Source organism: Microbulbifer maximicatervae (SeqCode) (assembly GCF_052467385.1).
Genome location: NZ_CP174311.1, coordinates 3,149,982 through 3,174,771 on the forward strand (window position 1 = coordinate 3,149,982; position 24,790 = coordinate 3,174,771).

Consider the following 24,790-nt stretch of genomic DNA (forward strand, 5'->3'; position numbering starts at 1 on the left):
TTAAGGTATGTGCACAATAGGGAAAAGGCAGAGACAGGGATATTTTAGGTGACCAAAAGCACTGATAGTCTAATTTTCTTTTTTAGTAAAACACTCACAGCAAAGAAAAAAATTTGACATAAATGTAGGGCAGTTTGTTTTGATAGGTTTTATTCAGTATCAAAATAATCCGTACCCGCCATTAGAAGTGCCTTATCACTTTTGAAAATTTTGATTTTCCGATTTAACAAAAACCCAACGTATCGACAACCCTGTAACCACGGTTATCGGTGCAATCGACGCAACAGCTGACTTTTCTAAACAGAGAGACTTATTTCTATGAGCACTGACAAAAGCAATGACTCCACACCATTTTTAGCAGGCATGAGCGCTGTTGAGCAGCAATCATCTCTTTCGGGCTCAGGCTCCAAGTCAGTGCTGGGTGAAGGTATTAACTTTCGTGGCGAGCTGATCGGCACCGAAGATCTGCACGTGGAAGGTACTGTTGATGGTACCGTGATCATGGTTGGTCACAATCTTTCTGTTGGCACTGGCGGTGCAGTTACTGCCAATATCCACGCAAAAAATATTGTTGTAGAAGGCACCTTGGATGGCGATGCCCTTGCCGATGAGTTGATCGAAATCCGCAACACCGCACAAGTTAATGGCAATCTGATTGCACCGAGAATCAAGCTGGACGACGGCGGTAAATTCCGTGGCTCCATGGATATGGTTGATACCGATTCCGAAATGAAAGAGCGCCACAAGGAGTTCTCTGATCGTCTGGTACACCCAGACCTGCCCGCAGCAGAAGAGAAGCCCTCAGCCCGTACTCGCGGCAGCTCTACCTACTCCTCCAGCACCACGAGCACGAGCGATTCCTCTCGCCTGTCCGACACCAGCGACTACCTCTTCGGCACTAAAGAGACCGAAGAAGAAGCTGAGGAAAGCTAGGAAACCTTCTTAGTTAATCCTCAATATGGGCCCCGGCTAATGCCGGGGCTTTAGTTTTGGTGTGGGAAATATGTTGCAGCATCATTCATTTGGTATTGCTGCTTTGGTGGATGAAGTCATTCAACCAGGTAGTAAAGTTTTAGATTTGGGATGCCTTTCGTTTGGCACCACACAGCCTTTATTGGAGCGCTCCTGCCAGACATTTATCGAAGATTTACGCAGTCTGCTACTGGATACTTCTGCCCTCGATAAAGAAGTCAGGGCCGTTAAGCTTTCTGAATATCTCACCAAAAAGCCCCAACGAATCAAGCTTGATGTGGTGCTCTGCTGGGATCTATTCAACTTTATGGAGCCTGAGCTTATTACCAAGCTCATTGAGGAAATCCGACCCCACTTAAAGCCGCGTACCATTTTCCATACAATGCTGTACACCGGCACTATGCCCAAGGGGCCCGCGGATTTTAAGCGCCTTTCTGGCTTTACCTTCAATACAGAACCGCTCCACCTGGAAGAACCACTGCCCACCTATAGGTACTCATCCCTGAATTTAATGAAGACTATGGGCAACTTCTCCCTGCGCTCCTCCCTGCTACAAAGAGAGGGGATGCGTAAAGACCTTATCGAATTAATGTTTGAGTATGGCAATGTAAAATCGCCAACTTCAGTGATGGCCAGTGGATCATCAGCAGCGGTATCCGCTTTCCAAAAAAACCGCCTTACTAATATTTCGCTAACCGCTCTCGACACCGCCCTGACTCACGTCAAGCGCTCACCGGTCAGCAAAGTTCTGGATATTGGGCAAAAGGCTGGGAGAAATATGGAACACCTTCAAAGGGGGGTGGGCGAACTGTTTATTTCTGATTTTTACTCATCGCTCGCTTGGCAAACCAGCAGAAAAGTGCCATTTGAAGAAGCCGTTCAGGCCGCGTTGCGACAGGCAACCCTACCAAAGGATCTCAATTGCATCCTCCTCTGGGACCTTCTCAATTTCTTTTCCACCGAGCAAATACAATTGATCACTAAAGCCCTGCATCAATATCTCAGTGATGGTGGCGTGATGCACTTTTTGCTATTCAAACAAAATAAGCTTCCCGTCAACTGTGGTGTATTTGAAATTCAAAAGTCGGGCCAGGTTGGAACCTATATTCACGCTTCGGGTAGTAAGCAGCCCCAGCTCCGCACTATCACCGATGTTGTGAAATCTCTACCAGAGATGAAAGTACTCAGCCAGGGAACCGGGCGAATACCCAACGGACCTTTTTATCACGAAATAACAATGCAAAAAGTTGTAAAGGATAAATAATGACCCAGTTTTTCTATCACTGGTTAACCAAGTTGTCTGCAGAACAGGTTACCGACACCTTTCTTATGGTCATGCTTGCCATTGGTGCTATAGCCATAATCCTCTACCCTTTAGGCAAGTTTCCCCGCTTTGTAAAGGAAACGCCGTCACTACTGACTGCCCTCGGTATTTTAGGTACTTTTATCGGTATCATTATCGGTATCTATGGATTTGATCTAAACGATATTGACACCTCAATTTCAGAACTGATGCAAGGTCTGGAAACCGCCTTTATGACCAGTATCTTGGGACTCTTCCTATCCCTGATATTGCGAACTATTTTTCAAATATTCACTAAAGAACAAGCCCCTAAAGCGACAGCAGATGACATACTGCAGGCTATTAACGGTCAGCGCGAAGATCTGGCAAAATTCCAGCGACAGATTAGTGATGAAGTCCTACAGTCACTCACTGCGGTTGTAGAAAAGTTTAATAGCGGCCTGAATGCCCAGATGGGTGAGAACCTACAGCAGTTTACCCAGCAATTAGAGGCCGTATCCCCTGCCCTGCAGGCCCTAATAGATCAGCATCAGCAGCACGCAGAACTCGCAACTATTTACCGCGACCAAACTGCAACTCTTCTCAATGAAATTAATGGTGCTCAGGAAAACCTTCTGCTGTTACACCAGCGTATTACTGAGCTGCCAGAAATTTTCAACGTGATTCCGACCCTGGTAGAGCAGCAGCGCAATCACGCAGAGCAGATATCAATCATGCTGAATGAGCAACAAGCTTCTATTGAAGTTCTACAGCAATCGATCCCCGATATTGCGCCCAAGTTTGAAGCGCTCACCCGAGGAATTGACCAAGCTCAACAGCAACTGGGGGCCCAGGTTTCCAACCTGATCTCCCTGAGTAGGACCCAGGCGGAAGTATTCGACCAAAGAACCAGTAAGGTCGTAGCCCTGGCCGATGTGGTTACCAGTATGGACCCCAACCACTTCTCTAAAGCAATTCACGAGCAGGCTACCAGTCACCGGGAATCCATGGCCGAGCTAGCTCAGCTGATCGCCAAAACTCACAACCAGATGATTACCGAATTGTCACAAGTGATTACTCGCGATCTTAGTAATGCCGATGTCAGTATCAAGCGTCAATATGAACTTCTGGATGAACGTCTGCGCGATGAGGTAGAGAGTGTTATGGCAGCGATGGGCGATGCCCTTGGCACTTTAAGCGGTGAATTCTCCAGAGACTTCCGTCAGCTCATCCAGCAAATGAAGAGAGTCGATGCGCAAGCTCAGAGAGTCACTGGAGAGGCGCATGTTTGAAAGCACGCAAGCCAGTAGTGAGTCCAGCGATAGTCAATGGATTAGCCTATCGGACATGATGGCTGGCCTGATGATGGTATTTCTCTGTATTGCCGTCTTTGTAATGCGCTCTCTTATCGACGAACGCGCCAAGATCCGCGAACTCGCAGAGTCTTACCGGGACACCCAGTTGGCCATCTATCAAACTCTGCAACAGGAATTTGCCCACGACTTAACTCGTTGGGGAGCGTCTCTGGATAAGCAAACCCTGGCCATCTCCTTTAATAACAGTGATGCCTTATTTAAAACCGGTGATTTTACCCTGAGCGACAATGCCCGCGAGATTATGTCCTCCTTTGTACCTCGCTACATCGAAGCGCTCACGCCCTATATGGATTCCATTGCCGCAATCCAAATCGAAGGGCACACAAGTTCTGAATGGGGAGATCAATCCGCACCGGAAGCTGGTTATTTCCACAACCTGCGACTTTCCCAACAGCGCTCCCGAGCCGTAATGCAATATGCCCATTCATTACTGCCTTCGCAGCAAGCCGTCCTGGTACGGGCCAAGGTAGCAGCTGTCGGTTACTCCTCAGCTCGCCCAGTCTTGGATAAGAGTGGGGTAGAAGATCCAGATCGTTCCCGCCGGGTAGCATTCAGGGTAGTTAGAGACTCTGAGAGCCATATCCTGCAAATCCTTGAGGAAGCTCTGTGAACCTCACAAAATTTCAACCCATTCAAAACCGTCAGGCTATCACAGCATTCCCAAGCGCCACACGAGCACTATCAGTACCTTATGTCATTAACGATGGGGATTCATTCTCAGCCGGCAAACGTCCGTTAGCACAGCGCTTATCTGAAATGCCTGATCGAAACAGCTTAGCCAAAGCCATCCGTACTGGAATGCAACTCGATTCAAGCGATCTGGACAGCGTACCTGTGGCTTGGCGCTACCGGGGTATACCGGTTTTTTTATTTGGCCTGGAACAAAACCCGGACTCTTTTGGTCAAGTTCATATTTACCCCAAGTGCCCAATAGTGAATAACTATAAGGGTCCGGTTTGGATAAGCAGTGACTATAGCGAAGCGCGAAAGGCATTTCCCCAGGATCAACTAAAGCCATGCCCTCACTGCTTACGACACCTTTACAGCCACAATATTCCCGATGTTGTACACAAAGACCGTTTCGGCAATGTAACCAATATCGACTGGCTGACCTATACCCGATACTTTGCCAGCAATATTTTTAAAAGACACTCTCTCATCTGGAAAAATGGAGAACGCCCCCAAAAAGTTAGTTCTGTATTCACCCCTGAAAACCCGAAATATAACTGCTCTATCTGCCAATGCGATATCAAAGCCGGTGGATGGGCACTCAACCAAGAGCTTGCAGAAAGTAGCGGTCTCCCCAAAGAGATTTGCCTACTCTGTGCAGAGAGAAGGGCCCGTGCCGTTATACTCGCACCACCCCAAGCCTCACTAAGAGCCGCTACATTGCGCTACGAATCCCTGGCAAAGCAACTGGGTAGTGATCCTCAGGCCTCATGGATGATCGCAGAACAGGTAGTCCCCGCATCCTGGCTACCATTAATACAGAGACTCAAATCCCTAATGGGGCCACCCAAAGTCTTCCAAGTAATCGCGCCCAGGGTATTGGCCGTACTATGCTGGCCAAACCTCGGCCGCGCCATCCTTGCCGATGGCACCAAAGAGGCAAAGATACCAGCCAGTTACTCAGTTTGGAGAAAGGCTCAGATTGAGCGGGAATTAGGACTTTGCAACTAGATATATTAATGTGCTGCCTCCGGGCAGCTTATTTTTGTTACTTATCGGCCAAACTGGCAACTCTATTTCATCTTGTAGCTCTCTACATCACTAGATCAACCCAGATTAAAATCTATTCTCTTCTACCCCACCGAGAATTAGCACCTCCTCAATTTATGGATCCAACAAAACCATTCCAAGAATCTCAAGACTTTTGACCAAAAGTGTGGTTACAAATAAGTCACAAAAAAAATTAAACTTTTTAGCTCGGAGTGCCGTAAGGGGATGCAGTATTAGGTAATGTGGTCACACTGCCCCTTCATTCTTTACACATGTAGAAGATTTTCTACTATAGATTACTTTTTTCCACAAAAGCTATCCCTATAAAAAAGAACCAATAGAAAACCAGAAAAAACACAATTAGCCAAAAATATCTATCACAGAAGAACCGATTTAAAAGACCAAAAAATCTACCCTAGAAATCATACTCGATACGACCATCTCTAAAATTGCCAATATTAATAAAAACCACACTACAGGATATTAAAAGGGAACCTACCTCACAAAGGATACAAACCCCAGAGCAATAAACACCCCGAAAGAAATAACTCACAAACTAAGACAAAATTTGGAAAGGTGTTGCATTTATTTCTTGAACCCAACTTTCATGAAGAGTAACTTGATTAGCAATACATGCATTACAAAAACTGAAATATGATAACTCCTGCTTTTGCAGTTGTGTCCAAGCCAAATAAAAAGGTTCTACTCGACGAGAAATACACCGAGCACATTCGACGCTAAACCAGTCGTCCTATAGTAAGATGGAGATATAAAATGCCAGTAAACAATATAACCCTGCAAGACGCAAAGGCTCGTGTTCGCGCCACATTGCAAGCCGGAGGGCTAGTGATTGTCCAAGAGCCGCATAATGATGTACCTCACGGTTTCTCCTTTGCAGCTGAAGCGATAGCTGATAATAGCGATCAGCCTCACTCATTGTTCGTCGAAGCACCGCATGAAATAAAAGCTGCAGGAACTCTCTCCGCTTACCCCAATAGGATAAAAGACTATTTCGCGGGTGGCGTAACTGACACTGAAACATCAGCGCTACTAATCAATATAGCTTCTCGGAAAAGTTGGGATATAGCCTGTGTGGATTCATGGAGAGGAAATGGAGAGTGGAAATCTTCAGAAAAACGTCAAAAGGGAATAGCAAGAAGAATTATTCACCACTTTAATATAGGCGGACGTCCAGGAGGAATAATCCCTATAGGTTCTGCGCATGTCACAGGGTTAAGAATGGGAAGAAACATGATTGGAGACCGACGTGTTGCTCGTACTATAAGCACTCTTTCAAACCAAATCCCCGATGATCAAGCCATTAACTATCAGGGTTACTGGGGATTGGGAAGGTATATTGCCGGACGGAACTTACAAATGTATAAATTCACAGCTACCGGAGATTATTCCCATATCAGCGCGCCGAATGTTTCTCGAGACCTGCACATTCAGTTTGTTCCTCGCGACAGAATTTTTCGAGCTCGAAATCTTGCCATCTAGAAACCCCAAAAGCTCTTGCTTTTGTAATGCTTAACATTCATCTGATCCCAGATGATAAACTCAGCCATGATCCAAATTTTTATTTTCCGTCAGCAATCACCACCTACCCGAATTGCTGACGGGCTTCTCTCACAGTGACGCCATTTCTAATAGATAATAAATGTAGCCTTCCTAGGTCGCATACACTAAAGAATCAAATTCCAAAAGAAGGATTATTGAGAAAATACTGTTAGCATATATTCCACTCAACGCCCTAAAGCAAGGAAAGATCATTACTAAGGGATGTCAAAGTTGACTTGAGATTGAACAAAGGATGTTCACGATTATCAGGTGTCTGTTATAACCCATAATTCTTCAAGCAGAAAGACCTCACAAAACACCCTTCTCTAGCACTTACCTAATAATAATTACGAATAATACAAATAACACTTAAAACAACCATTTGGCAACAATATACCAAAACCTTTCATTACATCGAAGCCTCAGAGTATACCAATCGATATAAAATATCTGTATAAACACAGATCCAGCACTTGCTTTAAAAAAACACTCGAGCTTATTAAAATACATATAGGATATAATAAAACTCTACCAAGGATTCTCCTGGCAGTCACGCTTCTAACGTCACCCTTTATCGCATATGCCGACGATTCGTTACAGGAGTTTCTCGAACAAATACTTACTAATGCCCGAGATAGCAACAACCTTCCAGCAGTCGGTGTACTAGTTCAAATCGATGGCGAAATCGCTGCCATGGCGGTAGACGGAGTTCGCGCACAGGGCCATAATGAAATAGTAACAATCAATGATCGCTGGCACATAGGTTCTAACACCAAAGCGATTACAGCAACAATGGTGGCGCGCTTAGTCGAGCAGGGTATATTACAATTTGAGGATACATTAGCTGACTCATTTCCCTCTTCTGCAAAAGATATAGACCCCGCTTACCGTAATATTACGATCACACAATTGCTCAGTCACACTGCCGGCCTACCCCCTTTATCCAGCTGGTATGAACTTCCTACATTGATGAAAGTAATCGAGCCTGAACACAATATTCGAGCGCAACGCATGGCAGTCGCACGCCATTACCTCACTATACCTCCCAGCTCCGAGGCTGACTCAGCTGAATATTCCAATCTCGGCTTTATCATTGCTGGGGCTATCGCCGAAGCTCGAGCAGACAAGACCTGGGAAGATCTCATCAAGGAGCAGATCTTTGCTCCACTTGGTATCAAGAATGCGGGTTTTGCAGCTCCCGGCTCTTCGGCCACATTAGATCAACCTCGCGGCCACAAAAAATCCTGGCTGGGCAAGCTCATCCCGCTAGACCCTGCCGACAAAAATAGTGATAACCCACAAGTAATGGGTCCCGCAGGAACTATCAATATATCACTCCAGGATTGGACTCTTTTTGTAGAAGATCAGCTCAATGGCGTACATGGTCGCGGTAAATTGCTAAAGACTGAAACCTATCGCAAGTTACATTCACCGGTGACAGGCAATTACGCTCTCGGGTGGGGCGCAGTGTACGACTCTGAGTTATCACTTCTTGCACATACTGGCAGTAATGGATATTGGTTTACTGATGTGCGTATCATGCCCAAGCATGACATAATCTTTCTAATTGCTATAAATGCGGGGCACAAGACTGCGGAAAAGTCGATGAAAGATATCCGCAAGCACCTTACAAAACTTTTGAAACCACTTGAGTGATTCACTGGAGCAAGCGGGCTTGATTGTTCAGGTCCGCAGCAATTTTTCACTCTCTCGCCCCTATAGACATCCACATTTTGTAGAAAGTAGCAGCCGCATTAAAGAAAGTCGCCTACCTTTAAATATGTTAAAATAAACAGTTATGAAAATTAATTTAAAAACCACACCTCAGGTCCTTAAACAGAATAAGCTAGCATAATTATCAACCCATAGGGACACATAGCAAGATCCTTTTAACAACTAGTGGGGCAGCTAAAGTTTAACGGCCACCGAAATCCAATTCAAAAATGATTAAACGCCAAAATATAGAGATACCTCCTTGTAAACAAGGGTGTGATTAGCCATTATCGAAGTACCAATGAATAATGAGTCACAAGTAAGTAGCGGCCTGTGAATTGGCTCTCCATATTCTGACTAGAATAGTAAAACCATCGAAACCAGACAAAAATACTAACATTACTGACGAAAACAGCTATTAAAAAGCTTCACCCTAGGCAATCAATGTTGTGCCTGGTATAACTTACAAAAATAGATAATATTCATGAAAAAGCTGATTTTCTTTTTACTATTTTCTAGCTGTGCAAATGGAACATCTATAGAGCCTGCAACACTGGAACAGCTTCTGGAAAGCACCGATCACGTTCTACATGTTCTGGTTCAAAAGGTAGATATGATCACCTCAAGCGGAGAAATCACCTTTAATCCAGATGGGAGAACCAGTCCTTTATCAGGGAATAAGATTAGGCTCCATGTTAAATTGATGCCAAATGGTGTAATTAAAAGCAACCTTGATCGTGTCCCCCCGGAATTTTACGTAGAACTTTGGGAAATGTGGCACTATCAACTCGGCAATATTCAAGAGTCATCATTAGGCGAAGAGTTTGTTTTTCTGCTGAGAGGCCCAGACTTAAACAAGGTATACCCCCGGTATTTTATGAGAAAAACAGATGAAAAACCTAACATTATTGAACTATTGAAGGAGCTATCTGACTAATTAATCCACCTCTAAATTCACTCTTTAATTTTCAGTCAGTATGAAAACCTCAGTATAATGCTTAAACACTAGAATCTGTATACTCTTTTCTAAATATCGCGAAGGGAGGCAACATATAGCTTCTCGGATACTCTTGAATACCCTGCCACTTTCTCCAGCAACACCCAAAAGGAGTACATGTTTTGAAATTAATCACAGGCACTGATTCCACCTGGTCCTTAAGAGTCTGGATATGCGCCCAAATCGCAGGCCTTGATATTGAGATCAAAGCCATAGACCTCTCTAACCCTGACTACAAAAACGAAGTGCTTAAATATTCCCAAGCTGGACTTGTACCTATATTGTTGCTTGAAGATACTTGCATTCATGATTCACTCGCAATCACTGAGTATTTTAATGAACTCTCCAAAGGTATCTTGTACCCTTCATCAAATATTGAGCGAGCGCAATCAAGAAGCCTATGTGCTGAACTTCACTCCGGTTTTATCGCTTTAAGAAGCAACTGCCCTTTCACTTTAGATAAAAGCAACTCCTCTCCGGATATGAACCCTGGAATTCAGGCTGAGTTAAAAAGGATTGAAGATATTTTCTCGAAAGCAAAACTGCCCTTCATGTTCGGCTCTGCTGGGGCTGTAGACGCATTTTACGCAATACTCGCTTATAGACTATATGTTTATAATATCTCATTAAGCGAGAAAGCTACCAAATACCAGCAAAGTCTTTTGGAATGGCCAATCTTACAGCAAGCAATTGACCTGGCTGCAGAGTGGAGAAACCCATAATTAAAGCTGTCGCCAAATGTCGCTTTGGAACTTTCTTATCAACTCATCGATTACAAGGTTGGCTGTAGCCAGCCTTGTAGTTACAACAGCATCAACACGGCGAAAATTTGTAAGTTATTTACCTAATTTGCCATAATCACCAATAAGGAAATCAATCTTAAAGGGCCTCGGATAAGATACATGCTTATATCCAGCCTGCACTTGAGTACTGAGCAAGCAAGAAGCGCCACATCTCAAACTACTTGGCTAGCCATTATCAGCCTCTTCTTAGGCGCAGCCTGTATTCAGTTAGTTATCACGCGCTTTTTTAATGGGCAAATGGCACCGGATGTCTTCGCAAGCTTGTTACATCAGCTTGTACAGACTAAGGGCACACCTTCACTTGTCAAATCACTGGTCAGCTACCTTATCCCCTACTCAGTTTTTGTAACCTATACACTCCACCTGGCACTATTGCTTGCTGGAACCCTCTTGATATTGCGTGTTTTTATTGTTTTGGGCGCGACACTCATGTTTTTTGGTTTTATCTTGCTGTGGGGATTGACTTACATGGGAGAAAACAGCTGGTACTTCGAGTTTTTGTCACCTGCGCTATTTGCCTTAATCTTGGCAGTTAGCATTTACAAGCTCCATAAAGAATCTCAATACAATTTTCGTTCTCGGCTTTTAGGCGCGGTGATAGCACCGAGAGTAAGCCTATTAACCTGGAGTTGTTCGATTGTTGTAGCATCAGCTCTCTTATTTGGGGTCTTTGCTATGTCACGCAATGGTGGCGATTACGTATTCACTGTAAGCGCCCTATCCAGTATTACCATTGCCGTTTTATCAATAGCTTCAAAGTATTTAGACAAGTATCGAAATACTCCCCCCAAGCAGGATTCAACTCCGATAGTAGGGCGCTGGATTGATCTATTTACCCTCACCATCGGGGTAATGTTAGTCTTTCAGGTTTTTGAGGATGGGCTATTAAATTGGTTTACTGTAGAAGGGTACCGAGGTCTCATTAACTCCTATGTCGAATACGGGAATACACCGTATTGGTATCGGGGAGCCTTGTCCTGGGTAGCGGACCACGCCGAGATCTTTATGCCAATCCAGAGAATATTCGAGACCTTTGCTGCAATTTGTATGGTGATTTTAGTATTTCGATTTCCAGTTGTACTGCTGACGACCGGTCTCTTTGCCATTCTCTCTTTTACAGAATTTGGAGTTACGAATGCTTGGCCTCCGGCTCCAGGCAAACCTCCCGCCTGGGTATTTGAACTACTGCTTACGACATTGGTTAGCTTTACCTGCGGTCTCTATTACTTACTAGATGCTATTGCGCACAAATCCTGGAAGCATTGGATATTGGGTCCCAAAATATTTGACTCAGTGTCAGATTTCAATAAGTGTTTTTTATTTATTTTCTTACTTATTATCGAAATAATTATATTTTCCAGCGCGCCCATACAAGAGGAGACCAAATTCATTGCACTACACTTCTCTGTACTGTCACTTATTCCTTTATTCTTCATTATGATAATTCTGGATAAATACCGAGCAGTCACACCCAATATAGATTTTTATACCAATCCAAATGGGAAAAATCATAACCAACTACCCTAAGCTCCCACCTACTTTGGCTTTAAGCAATCAATCCTATAAAACGGACGTTTGTGCAATTTATATGGTCGGCAATATTGCAGCAGCAACTAATAGCAGTAATTCCACGGTACAATGTGGACCTAAGCGAATATTGGTAGCCGAAGCCACTTCGCCTACGAACTTCCTCTGATAACGTTATAGAAATTTTATTGGGTTAATTTGCGTCATGAAGACTCTTCATCTGGTAATTTTATTTAGCATCCTGTCTATTTTTTCTACTTATGTGGCAGCAGAGAGAATCAAGATCGACAACTCTCTCACTATCCACTACGAACAAGCGGGTAACGGCGATACGACAATCATCTTTATTCCCGGCTGGATGATGTCTACAAAGGTTTTCGAGCATCAACTTGCCCATTTCAAGGACTCCACCAAGTATCGCGCACTAGCTTATGATCCCCGCGGCCAGGGCATGTCATCCAAGCCTGTTGAGGGCCATACTTATCAGCAACACGCTCGAGACTTAGCTGCACTGATTGACAAGCTGGGGCTTAATAGCGTGATTCTCGCGGGTTGGTCCTACGGAGTGACCGAGCAACTGGCCTATCTCAACCAGTTCGGCACTGACAAGATAAAAGCCATGATTATGATCGACACTGGCCCGGATATTTCTGGGGCCAGCCGGGACGAGTGGGTCTGGTATCTGAATGATGATTCAGACGGATACTCGCGCTCATTCACTGAGGGGGTTATTGAGGACCGCGAAAATGTGATTGCAGAGTTCGCCAAATGGATGCTTGAGAATCCCACTACAGAAAATATTGCCTGGATATCTAATATCGCCAATCAAACCTCTAGCAGCGTCGCCGCAATTACCAACGCTACTGGTTTTTACCTCGACTACAGCAAAGACCTTATCGGCCTTGAAGGGAAGATCCCTATGCTATATGTGGTGCGAAATGAAGTTAAGGAAGTGGCTGAAAAATGGATCAAAGCTAATACCCCTTCCGCCACTACCGCTTATATGGGAAAGCATATGATGTTTTGGGAGAGACCCGATGAATTCAATGCAGTGGTCGATCAATTTCTGGAGAATATAGAAACTAAGTAGCATTTACTATTTTGTTAAACTTAGGGCAGACCGACTTCAGCCTGTCCTAAGCTTTAAGTCTGCAGGCCCTACTTCTTCGACTTACCCCCGCTCAACAAGGCATATCTCCTAGTCAAGGCACTTGACATCTAAAGGGTCAATAAATAGATTTAAGTCATATAACAATAAATTGGCAACTTCTTCCGGCACAAACATCGGCGCACGTCGACACGAGTACCCTCTACTGAAAATACCTGACAAGCAGGCAAAAGCAGCTTTCTTCAACCAGTTTTAGCTGGTTAATTTAACCCGAACTTTAGTATTACACCCTAAAATAATACCTACATGGAGAGTGGAAAATGAGAGTTTTATTTTTAGCCTTGATAAGTGTTTGTTCGCTGATGGCAAATGCTTCAGATTTTATTCTCGCACAAAAGACGGAAATCAAATCAGATTTTCTTGGTGAAAACCGAACCATCTTGGTGAAACTTCCCGAACAATATAAGGATAATAACAAAGAATATCCTGTGCTCTACGTATTACATGCTCAGTGGGACATGCTTTCTACTTTGTCTACTGTCGATTTACTTGAAGGCCAAGTGCCCAATTTTATCGTGATTGGTGTAGAGGGAATGGGCAAGGAGTTGCGCCCAGATCAAAGTAAATCGACAGCATTTTCTCGGTTCTTAGCGAACGAAGTTGTGCCTTATGTCAATAAAAACTATCGAACCGCAGATTTTAGTATTTTGTCTGGGCACTCCAACTCTGGCCGCTTCGTACTCGACTACTGGCTAAACGACAAAGCACCATTTTCACAGTACTTTGCTTTTAGCCCATCATTAGAGGATAAATATATAACCGGGCGAGTTTCCAATTTAGCACCCAAACAACTCAAAGAGCTTTCCCCGCTGACCGTGACCATCGCTAACGAGGGGGAGCATATGCAAGTCCCATTTGACGAGTTGAGCCAAACTCTCGCAAATGTACAGGGCGCATCCTTTACTTTCCAGAAATTCCCAAAGCAATCCCACAGAACGACTAAACATCACTCTATGCAATTTGCACTACAACACACCTTTGCTGGATGGGAGCCAACTTACGAACTTAAAGTAAGCGGGTTTGATGGGCTGACAAATCACTACCGGAATTTATCAGATAAATTTGGCTTCAAAGTGGTTATTCCCACCAATACCCTGCAACGCTTGATAGCCCACCATGCCATTTCCGATTCTGAAAATGCAGCTAGCGAATTGGAACTCCATATCGCATACACCATTGAAGAAATTTCGAGCGGGATCGATGCCACAGTCGAGACAGCAGACTACCTGCTGAACAATGGCTATGAAGAAGCGGGGAAAGCCATATTGAAAGAGATGTGCAACCAAGCTGAAGAGCACGCTCGCTGCAAAGGCTGACAAAATCTACTCGAAGGCCAGACACACTCTTAATATGAAGCGAGCCCACTAAAACTTTAAGGAAAGCTTGCAAAGTAAAAAAGGAAGCTGCCCGCCCTATCATGATTTAGGCGCGGGCTTCCATAAAGGCAGGCTCTCGTTAGCGGCGTGCGGCGAAAATGCCACCGGTCATTACCGCTAAAGAAGATAAAAGTCCAACACCTACCAAGCTATACAAGCTAATGGATTGCTTGGCCATCTCGGCAACTACCTCACTGAAAGGGAACTGCCAGGCAATGATCCCTAAGGCAGCTGCTACCGCGATGTACTGAGAATAACTGGAACGACGCTTTGAGCGTTTAGGCTGCGCAGGGAGCGCGGCCATCACGCGGTCACAAAAACCATCGTTATCCAAATGGGGCTCATTGAACTGGAGCTGTTCACTTAGCCAGGCGTCAAACTCCCGGTCGTTGCCCTCTAAAGCCATTTCACTCAAGGCGTTACCTTTCGTGTTGCGCTGTTCAAAGTTAACCATTTACCACCTCCTCACGCCAGGGCTGTAGCAAGCTACGCAGCTTGGCCCGAGCACGGTTGACATGGGATTTTACCGTACCAAGCGGCAATTTCATAATACTTGCCGCCTCCTCGTGAGAAAAGCCCCTGTGCATACACAGATGGATTGCTTGCCGTTGCGGGCCACTCAGGGTATCCATCGCGGCAGTGAGGTCCCTAGCCATCCCTAACTGCCGAGATTCTTCAATAGTCTCATCGGCCTGAGCCCTATCCACTGCCTCTTGATCCACATCGGGCATATTCTTACGCTTGTGGCTCATGACGAGATTATAGGCGATACGGTACAGCCAGGTGCTGAAGCGGGCATCCCCCCTGAACGCCGGCAACGCCTTATAGGCCTTAATAAAGGCCTCCTGCGCCATATCGTCTGCCAGACCCTGGTCACCATCACACAGCTGTCGGAGCGAGTATCGCAGCTGAGATTGATAGCGACGAACCAGCTGGGCGTATGCCCGCTGGTCCCCGTCTTTGACGGCCCGCCTGATTAATTCCTCGTCATTGAGGTCCATACTCGCCTTTCCTACACCTGCTTGTTATCAAGCTTCCAGTTCACATAGCGAGCCACACCGATAAACAGAGGGATCAAGCCAAGACTGCCTACTCCAATACCTGCAAGAGCTGAGAGGGAGATGAATACTGCAGCGCCTATTGCAATCAGAGTGATACCGCGATCACTGGAGCTATTTGGCTCTCTCTCATCCAAAAGATCAATTAGCTCCGGGGGCACATCCCGACCATCAGCAACCATCTGGTTGATATTACTCATAACCAGTTGTTTCTTGCGATAGCTGCTGCGCGTTACCAACCAGACAATAAACACTGGCATGCCAAATACACAGAGCAGCGCTACTATTGGGATTACAGATGAGTCGTCACTTCCAGAGTGGTGTGAGTCATGGTGATCCCAGTGCCTACCCCGGTAGTCACGACTTTCCGATAACCTGATTCTGACATTGTCCGGTACGCTATTCAGGGTATCTTCGGTAACCTTTCCGTCTACATCCAGAATGCCCTTGCTTTTCAGCCGTTCGATAATTTCCTGGCTTAGGGGGCCGCCAAAGTCCTGCCCCAAGTCAACCCGAACTTCACTTTTCTCACCATTCTCGCCTTCGGATTTGATCGTGAGAACACCATCTTCACGCAATATACGGACGCGGGTTTCAGATTCGGAGGCCTCCACACCTGGCGGCGGCGGGGGCTCAGGGACAAATGAGTCCTCCTCCTGGGCCCAGCTGCCCATGCTTATGCTGGATGCCGCAATGGCCACCCAACAGCAGATGACTGCCTGGAATGATTGTTTGTTTCTCGCTCTCATTACTTACTCTCTAATCATTTTCGTTATCAGTGGTGTGAACCGTCATTGGGGGGGGTGACCTACATCACCATCATTCGAGCCTTGGAGTAGGGGTAAGCCATTCCTCCTCGGGGCTCTTTTTCCTCAGCAATACGCACTGGAGGTAGCCGGTTAACTTCCTCACTCTTATCAGTGCACTCACCAAGCTTTTTAAGTATTTGCTGATCAATTTTCTGGGTGAGCTCTCGGTGAATCCCATCCTGGGAAAGCGTCAGCTCGGAGGCATTAACCTGACCCACTTGCAGAGCCGCAACTACCAGAGATAGCGCGACGCAAAATTGTACCTTTTTAGTTGATCTCGCAGTAAACATTGTGATCTCCCGATTTTCCCTTGTACGCCACTATGACGATTCGGGTAGCCCAGTTGGATGCAGCTGTATAATTTTTTTTACGCCAACACTTGGAACCACCTTCTAATGGTCATCACTGGGCTGGAACGATCGGATAAACTCGGAACACAATACGGAATGAGAACTTCGATATGACAACCCCTAATGATGTCCTGGTTTTTTGGTTTGGCAGCACTGATATTCGTGGCAACTCTATTGCAGCGGAGAAGCAGGGTTTATGGTTTGCCGCTACTCCGGAAGTGGACGCCGACATCAAGGCAAGATTTGGAGCTATTGCCGAGTCAGCGCAGCGTGGAGAGCTGGACCGTTGGCAGCAAACTTTGAAAGGCGAACTCGCCTTGCTACTGGTTTGTGACCAATTATCCAGAAACATTTACCGGGGCACCCGCCAGGCATTCGCTGCAGACTCCCAGGCTCTGGCAATTACGATGTCACTGATTCAGCGCGGAGAGGCCCCGAATCTTGGGCTCTACCAGCAGGTATTCTTGGGCATGCCGCTAGAGCACAGCGAAGACCTCGTGACCCAGCAACACTCGGTAGACTACTTTCGACAGTTGCAGCAAACCTTCGCAGAAGACAAAATTGCCTCGCCCTATCTCGACACTCATTATCGATACGCCCTTGCCCATCAAGAGGTCATCGAGCGATTTGGGCGCTTCCCTCACCGCAATGCGGCTTTGGGTCGCACTTCCACTCAAGCAGAAAAAGAATGGCTGGCTCAAGGGGGCGGCTTTAAATAATGGACTTACTCAGTTGGTTATCTCTCGCGGGGATCTGTGCCCTCGGCGCTATGTCTCCGGGACCAAGTCTTCTTATCGTCTTACGCAGCGCCTCCTCAGGCTTACAGCAAGGTCTGGCCAGTGCTATTGCTCACGGAGCCGGGGTCGCTATATACGCAATTCTTACCGCATTTGGCTTGGCGGTATTGATCACTAGCTCTCCTCTTCTATTTAACATTCTGCAGTGGGCCGGTGCAGCAATGCTGGTCTACCTGGGCTGGAAAGCCCTCAGTGCGCCCGCACCGGGTACCAGTACTGCAACCGCACAACCTCCACACCAGAGCCTGAAGCGCTCTATCGCTCAAGGTTTTGGTGTTGCCTTCTTCAACCCCAAGATCGCCGTATTTTTCACCGCCCTATTCAGCCAGTTTGTGTCAGAACAACAGGCCCTGAGCACCAAGCTGGGCATGGCGGCGCTGGTTTCAGGAGTGGATGCAGTTTGGTACTGCATCGTTGCCCTGGCGGTTCATGCCAGCCGTAAACGCCAGCTGGTCAGCAAGCATATTGGCCATCGCATCCAACAGGTTTTCGGGATCTTACTGATAGGACTGGCTGCCCGGCTGATCCTTAGCATCTAAAGCCACAGGCCTGCAGAAACCTTCACTACCTCAGTTTCACCTCACCCAAATAAAAAACAGGCCCGCAAGCGGGCCTGTTAAATGATGTGAAGACAGCCAGTCGCCCCGGGGGGAATGCGTCTGGCTGTAGGCACATTATGACAGTGTTCACGCTTAATGGCGGACCAATCATCGCACCTGCTGGTCTTTTGACCGCATAGGGCCCTTTCTTCACCGCATCGTTGACACTGAATATTTATACAGTTAGGGTAGCGACATACAAACTAAGTGGACAGTCTAATAGACGATTGGGAGGCACACGATGGCCGTAGTAGCTGTTTGGAAATGCGATAGAGACGGAGCAATGTTCGACAACAAAAAAGACGCTGAAGAACACGATAAGATGCTGGAGCTCGCAGCTAATATCACGTCTCTGATTGAGCGCCACATCGACAGCATTGATGAGCAAGTGGGCGAAGAGATCGGCCTGCTGTTGGCCAAACGCCGCGATGCCCTGGCTAAAGCCTGTAAAGGGAAGCCTGAAGTACTACTCGAAGAAGACGAAAGCATGGTGCAGGAGAGCGAAGATGATCGCGTAACTCCGCTCGCCGCCAATCAGTAAACGCTTATAGATTCATCCCTGTACTCTGCCCGGTTCTACCGGGCTTTTTTGCGTGGGGCTCATACTGAGCCTCACCAATAAACTTCAAAGATTAATTACGGCATTAACAATGTTAATGACCGCTAACACAACGATAACGACCCAGCTGATTAAAGTTCCCCAGAAGCGCCCAAAGTGCAGCCCGCCTTTGCCCTTGGTCAGTCCATAGGCATGAAATACCCGTGAGATAAAAAAGAACGCCCCAAAGAGGTGTAACCACAGTGCAGGCAAACCACCCAACTCTGCAGCCAGCAACAGAAGCAACGCTATCGGAGTGTACTCAATCGCATTAGCGTGAACTCGCACCCTAATCTCATTGAAACGATCGTCTCCGGTTCCAATTCCCACTTTCTTTGTGCGACGAAACTCGACTACCCTGAATGCCAAGTAAATAATCAGAAGCGCACAAAGGCCGGTGTAGAGTGCTGTGATATTCGCCATGTTTTTTCCTTGTTCTTATCAATCTGGCCAGGGAATATATCCCCGAAAGCAAGTATTCCGCCACACAAATCCTACACAAGCCAATGGACCTTTCAGACCAATAGGTGGAAAAAGAAAAGCGGGCTAGAAGCCCGCTCTTTGCATCTTAGTGCTTATAGCCAAACTCATGGCCCCTTGCGGGCTTGAGGTGTCGATCTCTGAGGCGCGTTGAGCGATTCACCAGGGATTGATTCTCACCCTCAATCAGGACCTGCTCAGCGTAGCTGGTAACTTCCAGGGGATCACCGCTCCAGATCACAATATCCGCAACAGCGCCCTGCTCCAACGTACCGCCCTCCAGATTAAAAATCTCAGCAACATTGCTACTGATTGCCTTTAGCGCTTCCTCGTAAGGCATACCATGGGCTACAGCGTTGCCCGCAGATTGGCGCGAGAGGTAAACGTTGTGGCTAGCCACCATATCTGGGCCACTGATAGCTACCGTCACCCCAGCCTTGGCCAGAAGTGCAGCATTATCCAGGCGTGCGCCCAAACTTGAGAATGATGCTGGAATGTTGTTGATTGCATCGATCACTACAGGCACTTGTGCTTGCGCCAGTTTATCGGCAACCATCCAGCCCTCAGCTGCGCCGATTATAATGAGCTTCACCTTAAAGGCTTCACCCAGTTCTAATACCGCGAGGATATCACTGGCCCGGTCGGCAGTTACCATCAAAGGCTCCCTACCATCGATCACCGGCTGCAGAGCTTGCAGATCTGCCAGATCGTAATCCAGCTCTCGCCACTCTCCACGGTGAATCGCCGCACGATTATCACGATACTCCTGAGCTTCACGCAGAGCGCTCTCCACCTTGGCATAAGCATTGGCTCGGCTGCCACCGGCCAGTTCACCACCGGACTCTCCCAGATAAGCTTTTTGCGCAACATTCTTTGCTTCGACGCTATCAAATTCACCATTCAACTTGATGGCAAAACTGCGCCCTGCAAATATCTGCTGAGCATCGATAGCACCGCTGTCCCAAGTGCTGATTCCCGGTGAAACAACCGCACTGGTGACTCCACCCGCCCGGTTGAATGGGATCAGGGTGGACTTAGGGTTGTAAGCAGGTACCGGATTGAAGGCACTACCGATACTGTCACCGGTCACCTGGTGATCATTGGTGGCGCTGGCCGCACTGATCTCGACCAACCCCAGTTCAGAAATGGGCGCTATCACACCGGGCGTCACCACCTTGTTGCGCGCATCAATTACCTGATCTGCATTCACCTCCAGTGAGGGGGCTACCTGCTGGACCTTGCCATCCACAACCAGAATATCTGCGGACTCCAGGCTGCCCTGCCCCGCCAGGGTGTGTACCTTGCCACCCTTGATCAGGATGGTCTCTGCCTGGCCAGCGGCTGACATCAACCCCAGGGCCAGCGCACAATAAACAGCTACTTTTCTCACAGTCGCTCTCCCTCTGCATCGAGAATACCCAACTCGAAATCGGTGCGTGGCTGACGTTTCTTGTCCGCACGATCGAACATCAATTCCCCATCGATGAAAACTTGATCTACATGGGTGTAAACACTGAAGGGGCTGCCGGACCAAACAACGATATCCGCCATCTTGCCGCTCTCAAGGCTGCCAGTTTGATCGGCAATACCCAGAGCCTTGGCGGGGTTCAAGGTCATCCAAACCACTGCATCCTTTGGCTGAATATCGAAGCCCGCACGCTGTCCTGCAGTCATTGCCTTCGCGGTCTCCTCGTGCAAATGCTGTACGCCAACACCGGAGTCCGAGTGAATCATTGCGCAGGCTTTGGCTTGATCCACAATGGCGATATTGGCCTCGGTCATATCGTAGGCCTCATGCTTAAAGCCCCACCAATCAGCCCACATTGCCGCACAAACATTGTTTTCAGCCAGCAGGTCAGCAACCTTGTAAGCTTCCACTGCGTGGTGGAAAGTGGAAATTTTGAAATCAAACTCCTTGGCAACGTCCATCATTACCGCCATTTCCTCGCCGCGGTAGCAATGGTTATGAACGAGAATATCTCCATTGAGTACGCCCGCCAGAGTTTCCATCTGCAGGTCGCGCTTGGGCTCATCCCCTCCGTTCTCAACGTAATCCTCCCACTCCTGCTTGTAGGCACTCGCCTTAATCCAAGCATCGCGATAACCGGCGACGTTACCCATTCGAGTTGAGGGAGAGCTACCTTTACCACCGTAAACCCGCTTGGGGTTTTCACCACAGGCCATTTTCAAGCCGTAGGGAGCACCGGGGAATTTCATATCCTGAACACTGCGGCCGGGTACATTTTTCAGGGTGACACTGCGGCCGCCAAACAAGTTGGCCGAACCCGGCAGGATTTGCAGGGTTGTTACACCTCCGGCAAGAGCTAAGGGAAACTGGGGGTCTTGGGTCCAGACAGAGTGCTCCGACCAAACCTGGGCAGTGTTTGGCGAGGTCATCTCATTGCCATCCTGGGCAGATTCAATCCCCGGAGCTGGATAATCACCCAAATGAGAATGCACATCGATAATGCCAGGAGTGACCCACTTACCTTTGCCATCGACAATCAAGGCACCTTCAGGGGCCAGTAACCCCTTACCGATCTCCTTGATCTTGCCATTTTCAAACAACAGGTCCGCATTTTCTTGCTGCTCCCCTGTACCGGTTAGCAGGGTAGCTCCCTGAATCAACACAGGGCGGGACTGGGTTACAGAATAAGTGGAAGGGAAGGCGTCCACACGAGCGAAGTCGAGAGATCTCGGCTCACTGTCAACACGCTTCTCACCGCATGCGGACAGCAGTAGCGAGGCACTTAACAGAGCCGCGATACTGCGCCCGAGAAATCGGGGTTGCAGCTGCATAGTCATTCATCCAATCGTTTTGAATATGGCGGTGAATGCTACCAGTTTGTGCTGACAGCGCCACTATCCAAATTGTCACAAACGACTGTTTAGAGATATGCATCTCCCAATCCAAGGGGCCATAACAGAGCCTGAGAGTTCCCCCAGTACCACCAAAGCACACTTGATAACAATACGAACTAAAAATAACAGCCAGTCAGCAAAGAATGTCTACACGGTCAAAATACGCCGCCCCAGCTATATACTTTTGTACGTCTTCATGGTGGAATTTCTGGCGGAAAAACAGGCAGCCGCACTCAGGAGGAGAAATAGGTGATCAAGGAAAGTAATATGCCCATTTTTCCCCTTTCACCATCTACAGCTACCACCTCGGATAGAGACTCAACCCAGGTCTATGAGGCCTTACGTAAAAGTGAGGAGCGCTACCGGGAGCTGGTGGAGCATGCAAACTCGATCATAATGCGATGCGATCAACACGGCCGTATCACATCCTTTAACGAGTACGCTCAACAATTATTTGGCTATACCGAAGCCGAGATTATTGGCAGGCACTTAATTGGTACGATTGTTCCCGCCAGCGAAACGAGCGGCCGTGACCTGCGGCAATTGATAGACCGTATTTGCCAGTTCCCAGAGGAACACCGTTACAATATTAATGAAAACATTACAAAGTGCGGGAAGCGAGTATGGATCGCCTGGACCAATAAAATTATCTCAGATGAGAAGGGAGATCCCGCGGGAATTCTCAGTATTGGTTCGGATATTACTAAGCAGCGGTTGCTGGAGGAAGAGCTTCGACAAGCTCAAAAAATGCAAGCTATCGGTGAGCTTGCCGGCGGTATTGCCCACGACTTCAACAATATGATTCATGGAATCAATGGCTATGCTGAAGTTATTCGACAAATTTCCACCGATGCCAGAATCAACGAGTATACCAACCATATACTGACTACTGCCCGCCATGCCGCAGAGCTGACCAAACAGCTACTCACTTTTGCCCGCAAGGGAAATTATCAACTTAAGAGCTGCAATACCCACGAAATCATTCGCGACGTTTGTGCAATGCTAACCCGCACTATTGATCGAAGAATCGAGATTGATCAGCAATTAGATGCAAATCGTCCACATATTGTGGGCGACCCTGCTCAACTCAAGAGCGCTTTGCTAAATATCGGAATCAATGCCAAGGATGCTATGCCCTCTGGTGGCTCCCTGAGCTTTGTCACAGCCAATATCACCATAGAAAAATCGGCTTCTATCGCCGATTTTGAGATTCAGCCAGGCCAATACCTTTTAATAACGATTACTGATAATGGCACTGGCATGTCTGACGAAGTGCGACGCCGTATTTTTGAACCATTTTTCACTACCAAAGAAAGTGGACGTGGTGCTGGACTGGGCCTTGCTGCAGTTCACGGCACCATTCATTTACATAAGGGCGCTATACAGTGTCAGAGCCGTGAGGGAATTGGCAGCAGCTTTAAGCTATACCTGCCAATTTCCAAGCCCCCAATCAAAAAGAGAACTTACCAGGCCAAGAAACTGGCTCGCGAGCGCAAATTGCGCATTATGGTTGTCGACGATGAGGCAATTGTCCGCACCTACTCTAAAGCCCTGTTCGAAATGAACGGCCATAGCGTCGTTACCTTTGCGACGGCAGAGCAGGCAATAACTTACTACCGAAAATATAGTGATGAAGTAGATTTGGTCCTGCTGGACATGATTATGCCCGGCATGGATGGGCAAGAATTATTCGCTTTTCTAAAACGGATTAACCCCGAAGTGAAGGCTATTCTCTCCACCGGTTACAGCGTGGATAGTAAAGTTCAGGAAGTAATTTCTGACGGGGTACTGGATTGCATCCAGAAACCATTTACATTTGAGCATCTCAGTAAAAAGATCGAAGAGATGATTGCCAGCGGAAAAATAACTTTACCCAGGTAACAAAATAATTCTACCTAAATCGCCGCAGCCGGCCTAGCTGACAGCTACGTCACAGAGTTCAGCTACAAACAGGTTGGCTTATGGAATGACCTCTATGATAACCGGCTGTAAAAAGTGAAGTGATAAAGTAACCAGGATAAGGCTATACAAAAGCAGCTCAAGCGGAATTCCCCATTATTTTAGTGCTTGCAGACTCCCCCAAACCAAAGTCAATCGATATGTCATCATTTTCCTGTTCAGTATAATCTCGATAATTTTCAAGCCGATACTATCTTAGTCGTACATCACAATTTTGCTGCTACGGCCCCCTTCCCCACCAATGTTGTCAGCTTGATGTTCTCGTCTCCTATTTCTGTGGACACGGTCTCCACGAAACGCACCATGCCCGCTAAAATCGCTGCGTTATAGTGCTCTTCACTTGCCTCTAGCTCCTCAACGGCTGCGTTCATATCCTTGAGAGCCCGGGATGCTTCTAGGTCCCACTCCTTCAGCTTGGCGAGACTTGCCCTGGCAGATGCCACTTGCTGTTCATTCACTCCGTCTTGAGTCGCCGCAAGACTCTCTGCTCGAACGGCCTTTATCTCAGCATCGTACTTACGAATAGTAGCCAGGGAACGGCGAACAATACTGTTCAACTTGATAACTGTATCCCGCTCGAATGCAGCCTTAATGTCGTTGCTAGCCAGTGCCACTGAAGCGGGTGTTTTTGCAGGGTGGATAACGCTTTCAACATCCGGTACCGACTCCTGTTTACTTACCCAGACCTTCTCGTTTTCGACTGGCTCTTTGAGTGTGTGCGTAGCTATAAACCCAAAAGCGATTATTCCGAACACTGCCACTGCAATATATCGTTTGCTATTCAT

The 24,790-nt window shown here is 47.1% G+C and carries 24 protein-coding genes; 16 read left to right on the forward strand and 8 right to left on the reverse strand.

The window, feature by feature from the left end; all coding sequences use genetic code 11:
* Window positions 1–318: 318 nt before the first annotated feature.
* The 12 genes from ACJJIR_RS13275 to ACJJIR_RS13330 all read left to right on the forward strand — a co-directional run bounded on the left by ACJJIR_RS13275 (window position 319) and on the right by ACJJIR_RS13330 (window position 14,433).
* A complete protein-coding gene (locus tag ACJJIR_RS13275; protein WP_444905718.1) occupies window positions 319–933 on the forward strand; it encodes a bactofilin family protein in 615 nt (204 codons plus the stop codon).
* A gap of 70 nt (window positions 934–1,003) precedes the next feature.
* Entirely contained in the window at window positions 1,004–2,236 is a 1,233-nt protein-coding gene (locus ACJJIR_RS13280) for a class I SAM-dependent methyltransferase (RefSeq protein ID WP_444905719.1), read from the forward strand.
* Window positions 2,236–3,546 carry a MotA/TolQ/ExbB proton channel family protein gene (locus ACJJIR_RS13285; RefSeq protein WP_444905720.1) on the forward strand — a complete coding sequence of 437 codons (1,311 nt, stop codon included), beginning with the start codon at window positions 2,236–2,238 and terminating at the stop codon, window positions 3,544–3,546. The genes ACJJIR_RS13280 and ACJJIR_RS13285 overlap by 1 nt, the downstream gene beginning before the upstream one ends.
* A complete protein-coding gene (locus ACJJIR_RS13290) occupies window positions 3,539–4,240 on the forward strand; it encodes an OmpA/MotB family protein (protein ID WP_444905721.1) in 702 nt (233 codons plus the stop codon). The genes ACJJIR_RS13285 and ACJJIR_RS13290 overlap by 8 nt, the downstream gene beginning before the upstream one ends.
* Complete coding sequence (locus ACJJIR_RS13295; RefSeq protein WP_444905722.1) at window positions 4,237–5,310, forward strand: hypothetical protein; 1,074 nt, start codon at window positions 4,237–4,239, stop codon at window positions 5,308–5,310. Before ACJJIR_RS13290 ends, ACJJIR_RS13295 begins: the two co-directional genes overlap by 4 nt.
* An 813-nt stretch (window positions 5,311–6,123) precedes the next feature.
* Window positions 6,124–6,849, forward strand: coding sequence for a hypothetical protein (locus tag ACJJIR_RS13300; RefSeq protein ID WP_444905723.1), 726 nt, complete (start codon window positions 6,124–6,126; stop codon window positions 6,847–6,849).
* Window positions 6,850–7,524: 675 nt separating this feature from the next.
* Window positions 7,525–8,565 (forward strand): serine hydrolase domain-containing protein, encoded by a 1,041-nt coding sequence (locus ACJJIR_RS13305; protein ID WP_444908424.1) that lies wholly within the window; start codon window positions 7,525–7,527, stop codon window positions 8,563–8,565.
* 541 nt (window positions 8,566–9,106) lie between these two features.
* The gene (locus tag ACJJIR_RS13310) at window positions 9,107–9,559 is read left to right on the forward strand and encodes a hypothetical protein (RefSeq protein ID WP_444905724.1); all 453 of its coding nucleotides are present in this window, start codon (window positions 9,107–9,109) and stop codon (window positions 9,557–9,559) included.
* Between the two features lie 182 nt (window positions 9,560–9,741).
* Entirely contained in the window at window positions 9,742–10,341 is a 600-nt protein-coding gene (locus tag ACJJIR_RS13315) for a glutathione S-transferase N-terminal domain-containing protein (protein WP_444905725.1), read from the forward strand.
* A gap of 180 nt (window positions 10,342–10,521) precedes the next feature.
* A complete protein-coding gene (locus tag ACJJIR_RS13320) occupies window positions 10,522–11,949 on the forward strand; it encodes an alpha-amylase family protein (protein ID WP_444905726.1) in 1,428 nt (475 codons plus the stop codon).
* Between the two features lie 205 nt (window positions 11,950–12,154).
* Window positions 12,155–13,039, forward strand: coding sequence for an alpha/beta fold hydrolase (locus ACJJIR_RS13325; RefSeq protein ID WP_444905727.1), 885 nt, complete (start codon window positions 12,155–12,157; stop codon window positions 13,037–13,039).
* 338 nt (window positions 13,040–13,377) lie between these two features.
* Complete coding sequence (locus ACJJIR_RS13330) at window positions 13,378–14,433, forward strand: alpha/beta hydrolase (protein ID WP_444905728.1); 1,056 nt, start codon at window positions 13,378–13,380, stop codon at window positions 14,431–14,433.
* 139 nt (window positions 14,434–14,572) lie between these two features.
* On the opposite strand, the gene ACJJIR_RS13335 is transcribed toward ACJJIR_RS13330, so the two are convergent.
* From ACJJIR_RS13335 to ACJJIR_RS13350, 4 genes are read right to left on the reverse strand one after another with little or no spacing between them, the layout of a single operon-like run.
* Window positions 14,573–14,947, reverse strand: coding sequence for a hypothetical protein (locus ACJJIR_RS13335; protein ID WP_282933382.1), 375 nt, complete (start codon window positions 14,945–14,947; stop codon window positions 14,573–14,575).
* Complete coding sequence (locus ACJJIR_RS13340) at window positions 14,940–15,494, reverse strand: RNA polymerase sigma factor (RefSeq protein WP_413665211.1); 555 nt, start codon at window positions 15,492–15,494, stop codon at window positions 14,940–14,942. Before ACJJIR_RS13340 ends, ACJJIR_RS13335 begins: the two co-directional genes overlap by 8 nt.
* 11 nt (window positions 15,495–15,505) lie before the next feature.
* The gene (locus ACJJIR_RS13345) at window positions 15,506–16,300 is read right to left on the reverse strand and encodes a DUF6249 domain-containing protein (RefSeq protein WP_444905729.1); all 795 of its coding nucleotides are present in this window, start codon (window positions 16,298–16,300) and stop codon (window positions 15,506–15,508) included.
* A gap of 59 nt (window positions 16,301–16,359) precedes the next feature.
* Window positions 16,360–16,650 carry a hypothetical protein gene (locus ACJJIR_RS13350; RefSeq protein ID WP_413665209.1) on the reverse strand — a complete coding sequence of 97 codons (291 nt, stop codon included), beginning with the start codon at window positions 16,648–16,650 and terminating at the stop codon, window positions 16,360–16,362.
* A gap of 170 nt (window positions 16,651–16,820) precedes the next feature.
* On the opposite strand from ACJJIR_RS13350, the gene ACJJIR_RS13355 reads away from it, so the two are divergent.
* From ACJJIR_RS13355 to ACJJIR_RS13365, 3 genes are all read left to right on the forward strand, one after another.
* Complete coding sequence (locus tag ACJJIR_RS13355; RefSeq protein WP_444905730.1) at window positions 16,821–17,429, forward strand: DUF924 family protein; 609 nt, start codon at window positions 16,821–16,823, stop codon at window positions 17,427–17,429.
* Entirely contained in the window at window positions 17,429–18,046 is a 618-nt protein-coding gene (locus ACJJIR_RS13360) for a LysE family translocator (RefSeq protein ID WP_444905731.1), read from the forward strand. The genes ACJJIR_RS13355 and ACJJIR_RS13360 overlap by 1 nt, the downstream gene beginning before the upstream one ends.
* 301 nt (window positions 18,047–18,347) lie before the next feature.
* On the forward strand, window positions 18,348–18,647 hold the full coding sequence (locus ACJJIR_RS13365; RefSeq protein ID WP_444905732.1) for a YebG family protein: 300 nt from the start codon (window positions 18,348–18,350) through the stop codon (window positions 18,645–18,647).
* A gap of 84 nt (window positions 18,648–18,731) precedes the next feature.
* Here ACJJIR_RS13365 and ACJJIR_RS13370 read toward each other — a convergent pair whose 3' ends face one another.
* The 3 genes from ACJJIR_RS13370 to ACJJIR_RS13380 form a co-directional block, all read right to left on the reverse strand.
* The gene (locus tag ACJJIR_RS13370) at window positions 18,732–19,127 is read right to left on the reverse strand and encodes an MAPEG family protein (protein ID WP_444905734.1); all 396 of its coding nucleotides are present in this window, start codon (window positions 19,125–19,127) and stop codon (window positions 18,732–18,734) included.
* A gap of 145 nt (window positions 19,128–19,272) precedes the next feature.
* Window positions 19,273–20,574 carry an amidohydrolase family protein gene (locus tag ACJJIR_RS13375; RefSeq protein WP_444905735.1) on the reverse strand — a complete coding sequence of 434 codons (1,302 nt, stop codon included), beginning with the start codon at window positions 20,572–20,574 and terminating at the stop codon, window positions 19,273–19,275.
* Window positions 20,571–21,983 (reverse strand): amidohydrolase, encoded by a 1,413-nt coding sequence (locus ACJJIR_RS13380; RefSeq protein WP_444905736.1) that lies wholly within the window; start codon window positions 21,981–21,983, stop codon window positions 20,571–20,573. Before ACJJIR_RS13380 ends, ACJJIR_RS13375 begins: the two co-directional genes overlap by 4 nt.
* 312 nt (window positions 21,984–22,295) lie before the next feature.
* On the opposite strand from ACJJIR_RS13380, the gene ACJJIR_RS13385 reads away from it, so the two are divergent.
* Window positions 22,296–23,927 carry a hybrid sensor histidine kinase/response regulator gene (locus ACJJIR_RS13385; RefSeq protein WP_444896735.1) on the forward strand — a complete coding sequence of 544 codons (1,632 nt, stop codon included), beginning with the start codon at window positions 22,296–22,298 and terminating at the stop codon, window positions 23,925–23,927.
* Window positions 23,928–24,211: 284 nt separating this feature from the next.
* Here the strand turns inward: ACJJIR_RS13385 and ACJJIR_RS13390 are convergent, their stop codons facing one another.
* Window positions 24,212–24,790, reverse strand: a complete 579-nt coding sequence (locus ACJJIR_RS13390) for a hypothetical protein (protein ID WP_444905737.1) — start codon at window positions 24,788–24,790, stop codon at window positions 24,212–24,214.

Bases quoted from the DNA above. Each gene is read 5' to 3' on its own strand.
- ACJJIR_RS13390 (WP_444905737.1), bottom strand. From the start codon at position 24,790: ATGAATAGCAAACGATATATTGCAGTGGCAGTGTTCGGAATAATCGCT.
- ACJJIR_RS13310 (WP_444905724.1), top strand. From the start codon at position 9,107: ATGAAAAAGCTGATTTTCTTTTTACTATTTTCTAGCTGTGCAAATGGA.
- ACJJIR_RS13340 (WP_413665211.1), bottom strand. From the start codon at position 15,494: ATGGACCTCAATGACGAGGAATTAATCAGGCGGGCCGTCAAAGACGGG.
- ACJJIR_RS13380 (WP_444905736.1), bottom strand. From the start codon at position 21,983: ATGCAGCTGCAACCCCGATTTCTCGGGCGCAGTATCGCGGCTCTGTTA.
- ACJJIR_RS13360 (WP_444905731.1), top strand. From the start codon at position 17,429: ATGGACTTACTCAGTTGGTTATCTCTCGCGGGGATCTGTGCCCTCGGC.
- ACJJIR_RS13325 (WP_444905727.1), top strand. From the start codon at position 12,155: ATGAAGACTCTTCATCTGGTAATTTTATTTAGCATCCTGTCTATTTTT.
- ACJJIR_RS13330 (WP_444905728.1), top strand. From the start codon at position 13,378: ATGAGAGTTTTATTTTTAGCCTTGATAAGTGTTTGTTCGCTGATGGCA.
- ACJJIR_RS13320 (WP_444905726.1), top strand. From the start codon at position 10,522: ATGCTTATATCCAGCCTGCACTTGAGTACTGAGCAAGCAAGAAGCGCC.
- ACJJIR_RS13365 (WP_444905732.1), top strand. From the start codon at position 18,348: ATGGCCGTAGTAGCTGTTTGGAAATGCGATAGAGACGGAGCAATGTTC.
- ACJJIR_RS13300 (WP_444905723.1), top strand. From the start codon at position 6,124: ATGCCAGTAAACAATATAACCCTGCAAGACGCAAAGGCTCGTGTTCGC.
- ACJJIR_RS13370 (WP_444905734.1), bottom strand. From the start codon at position 19,127: ATGGCGAATATCACAGCACTCTACACCGGCCTTTGTGCGCTTCTGATT.
- ACJJIR_RS13280 (WP_444905719.1), top strand. From the start codon at position 1,004: ATGTTGCAGCATCATTCATTTGGTATTGCTGCTTTGGTGGATGAAGTC.
- ACJJIR_RS13335 (WP_282933382.1), bottom strand. From the start codon at position 14,947: ATGGTTAACTTTGAACAGCGCAACACGAAAGGTAACGCCTTGAGTGAA.
- ACJJIR_RS13345 (WP_444905729.1), bottom strand. From the start codon at position 16,300: ATGAGAGCGAGAAACAAACAATCATTCCAGGCAGTCATCTGCTGTTGG.
- ACJJIR_RS13290 (WP_444905721.1), top strand. From the start codon at position 3,539: ATGTTTGAAAGCACGCAAGCCAGTAGTGAGTCCAGCGATAGTCAATGG.
- ACJJIR_RS13275 (WP_444905718.1), top strand. From the start codon at position 319: ATGAGCACTGACAAAAGCAATGACTCCACACCATTTTTAGCAGGCATG.
- ACJJIR_RS13355 (WP_444905730.1), top strand. From the start codon at position 16,821: ATGACAACCCCTAATGATGTCCTGGTTTTTTGGTTTGGCAGCACTGAT.
- ACJJIR_RS13285 (WP_444905720.1), top strand. From the start codon at position 2,236: ATGACCCAGTTTTTCTATCACTGGTTAACCAAGTTGTCTGCAGAACAG.
- ACJJIR_RS13350 (WP_413665209.1), bottom strand. From the start codon at position 16,650: ATGTTTACTGCGAGATCAACTAAAAAGGTACAATTTTGCGTCGCGCTA.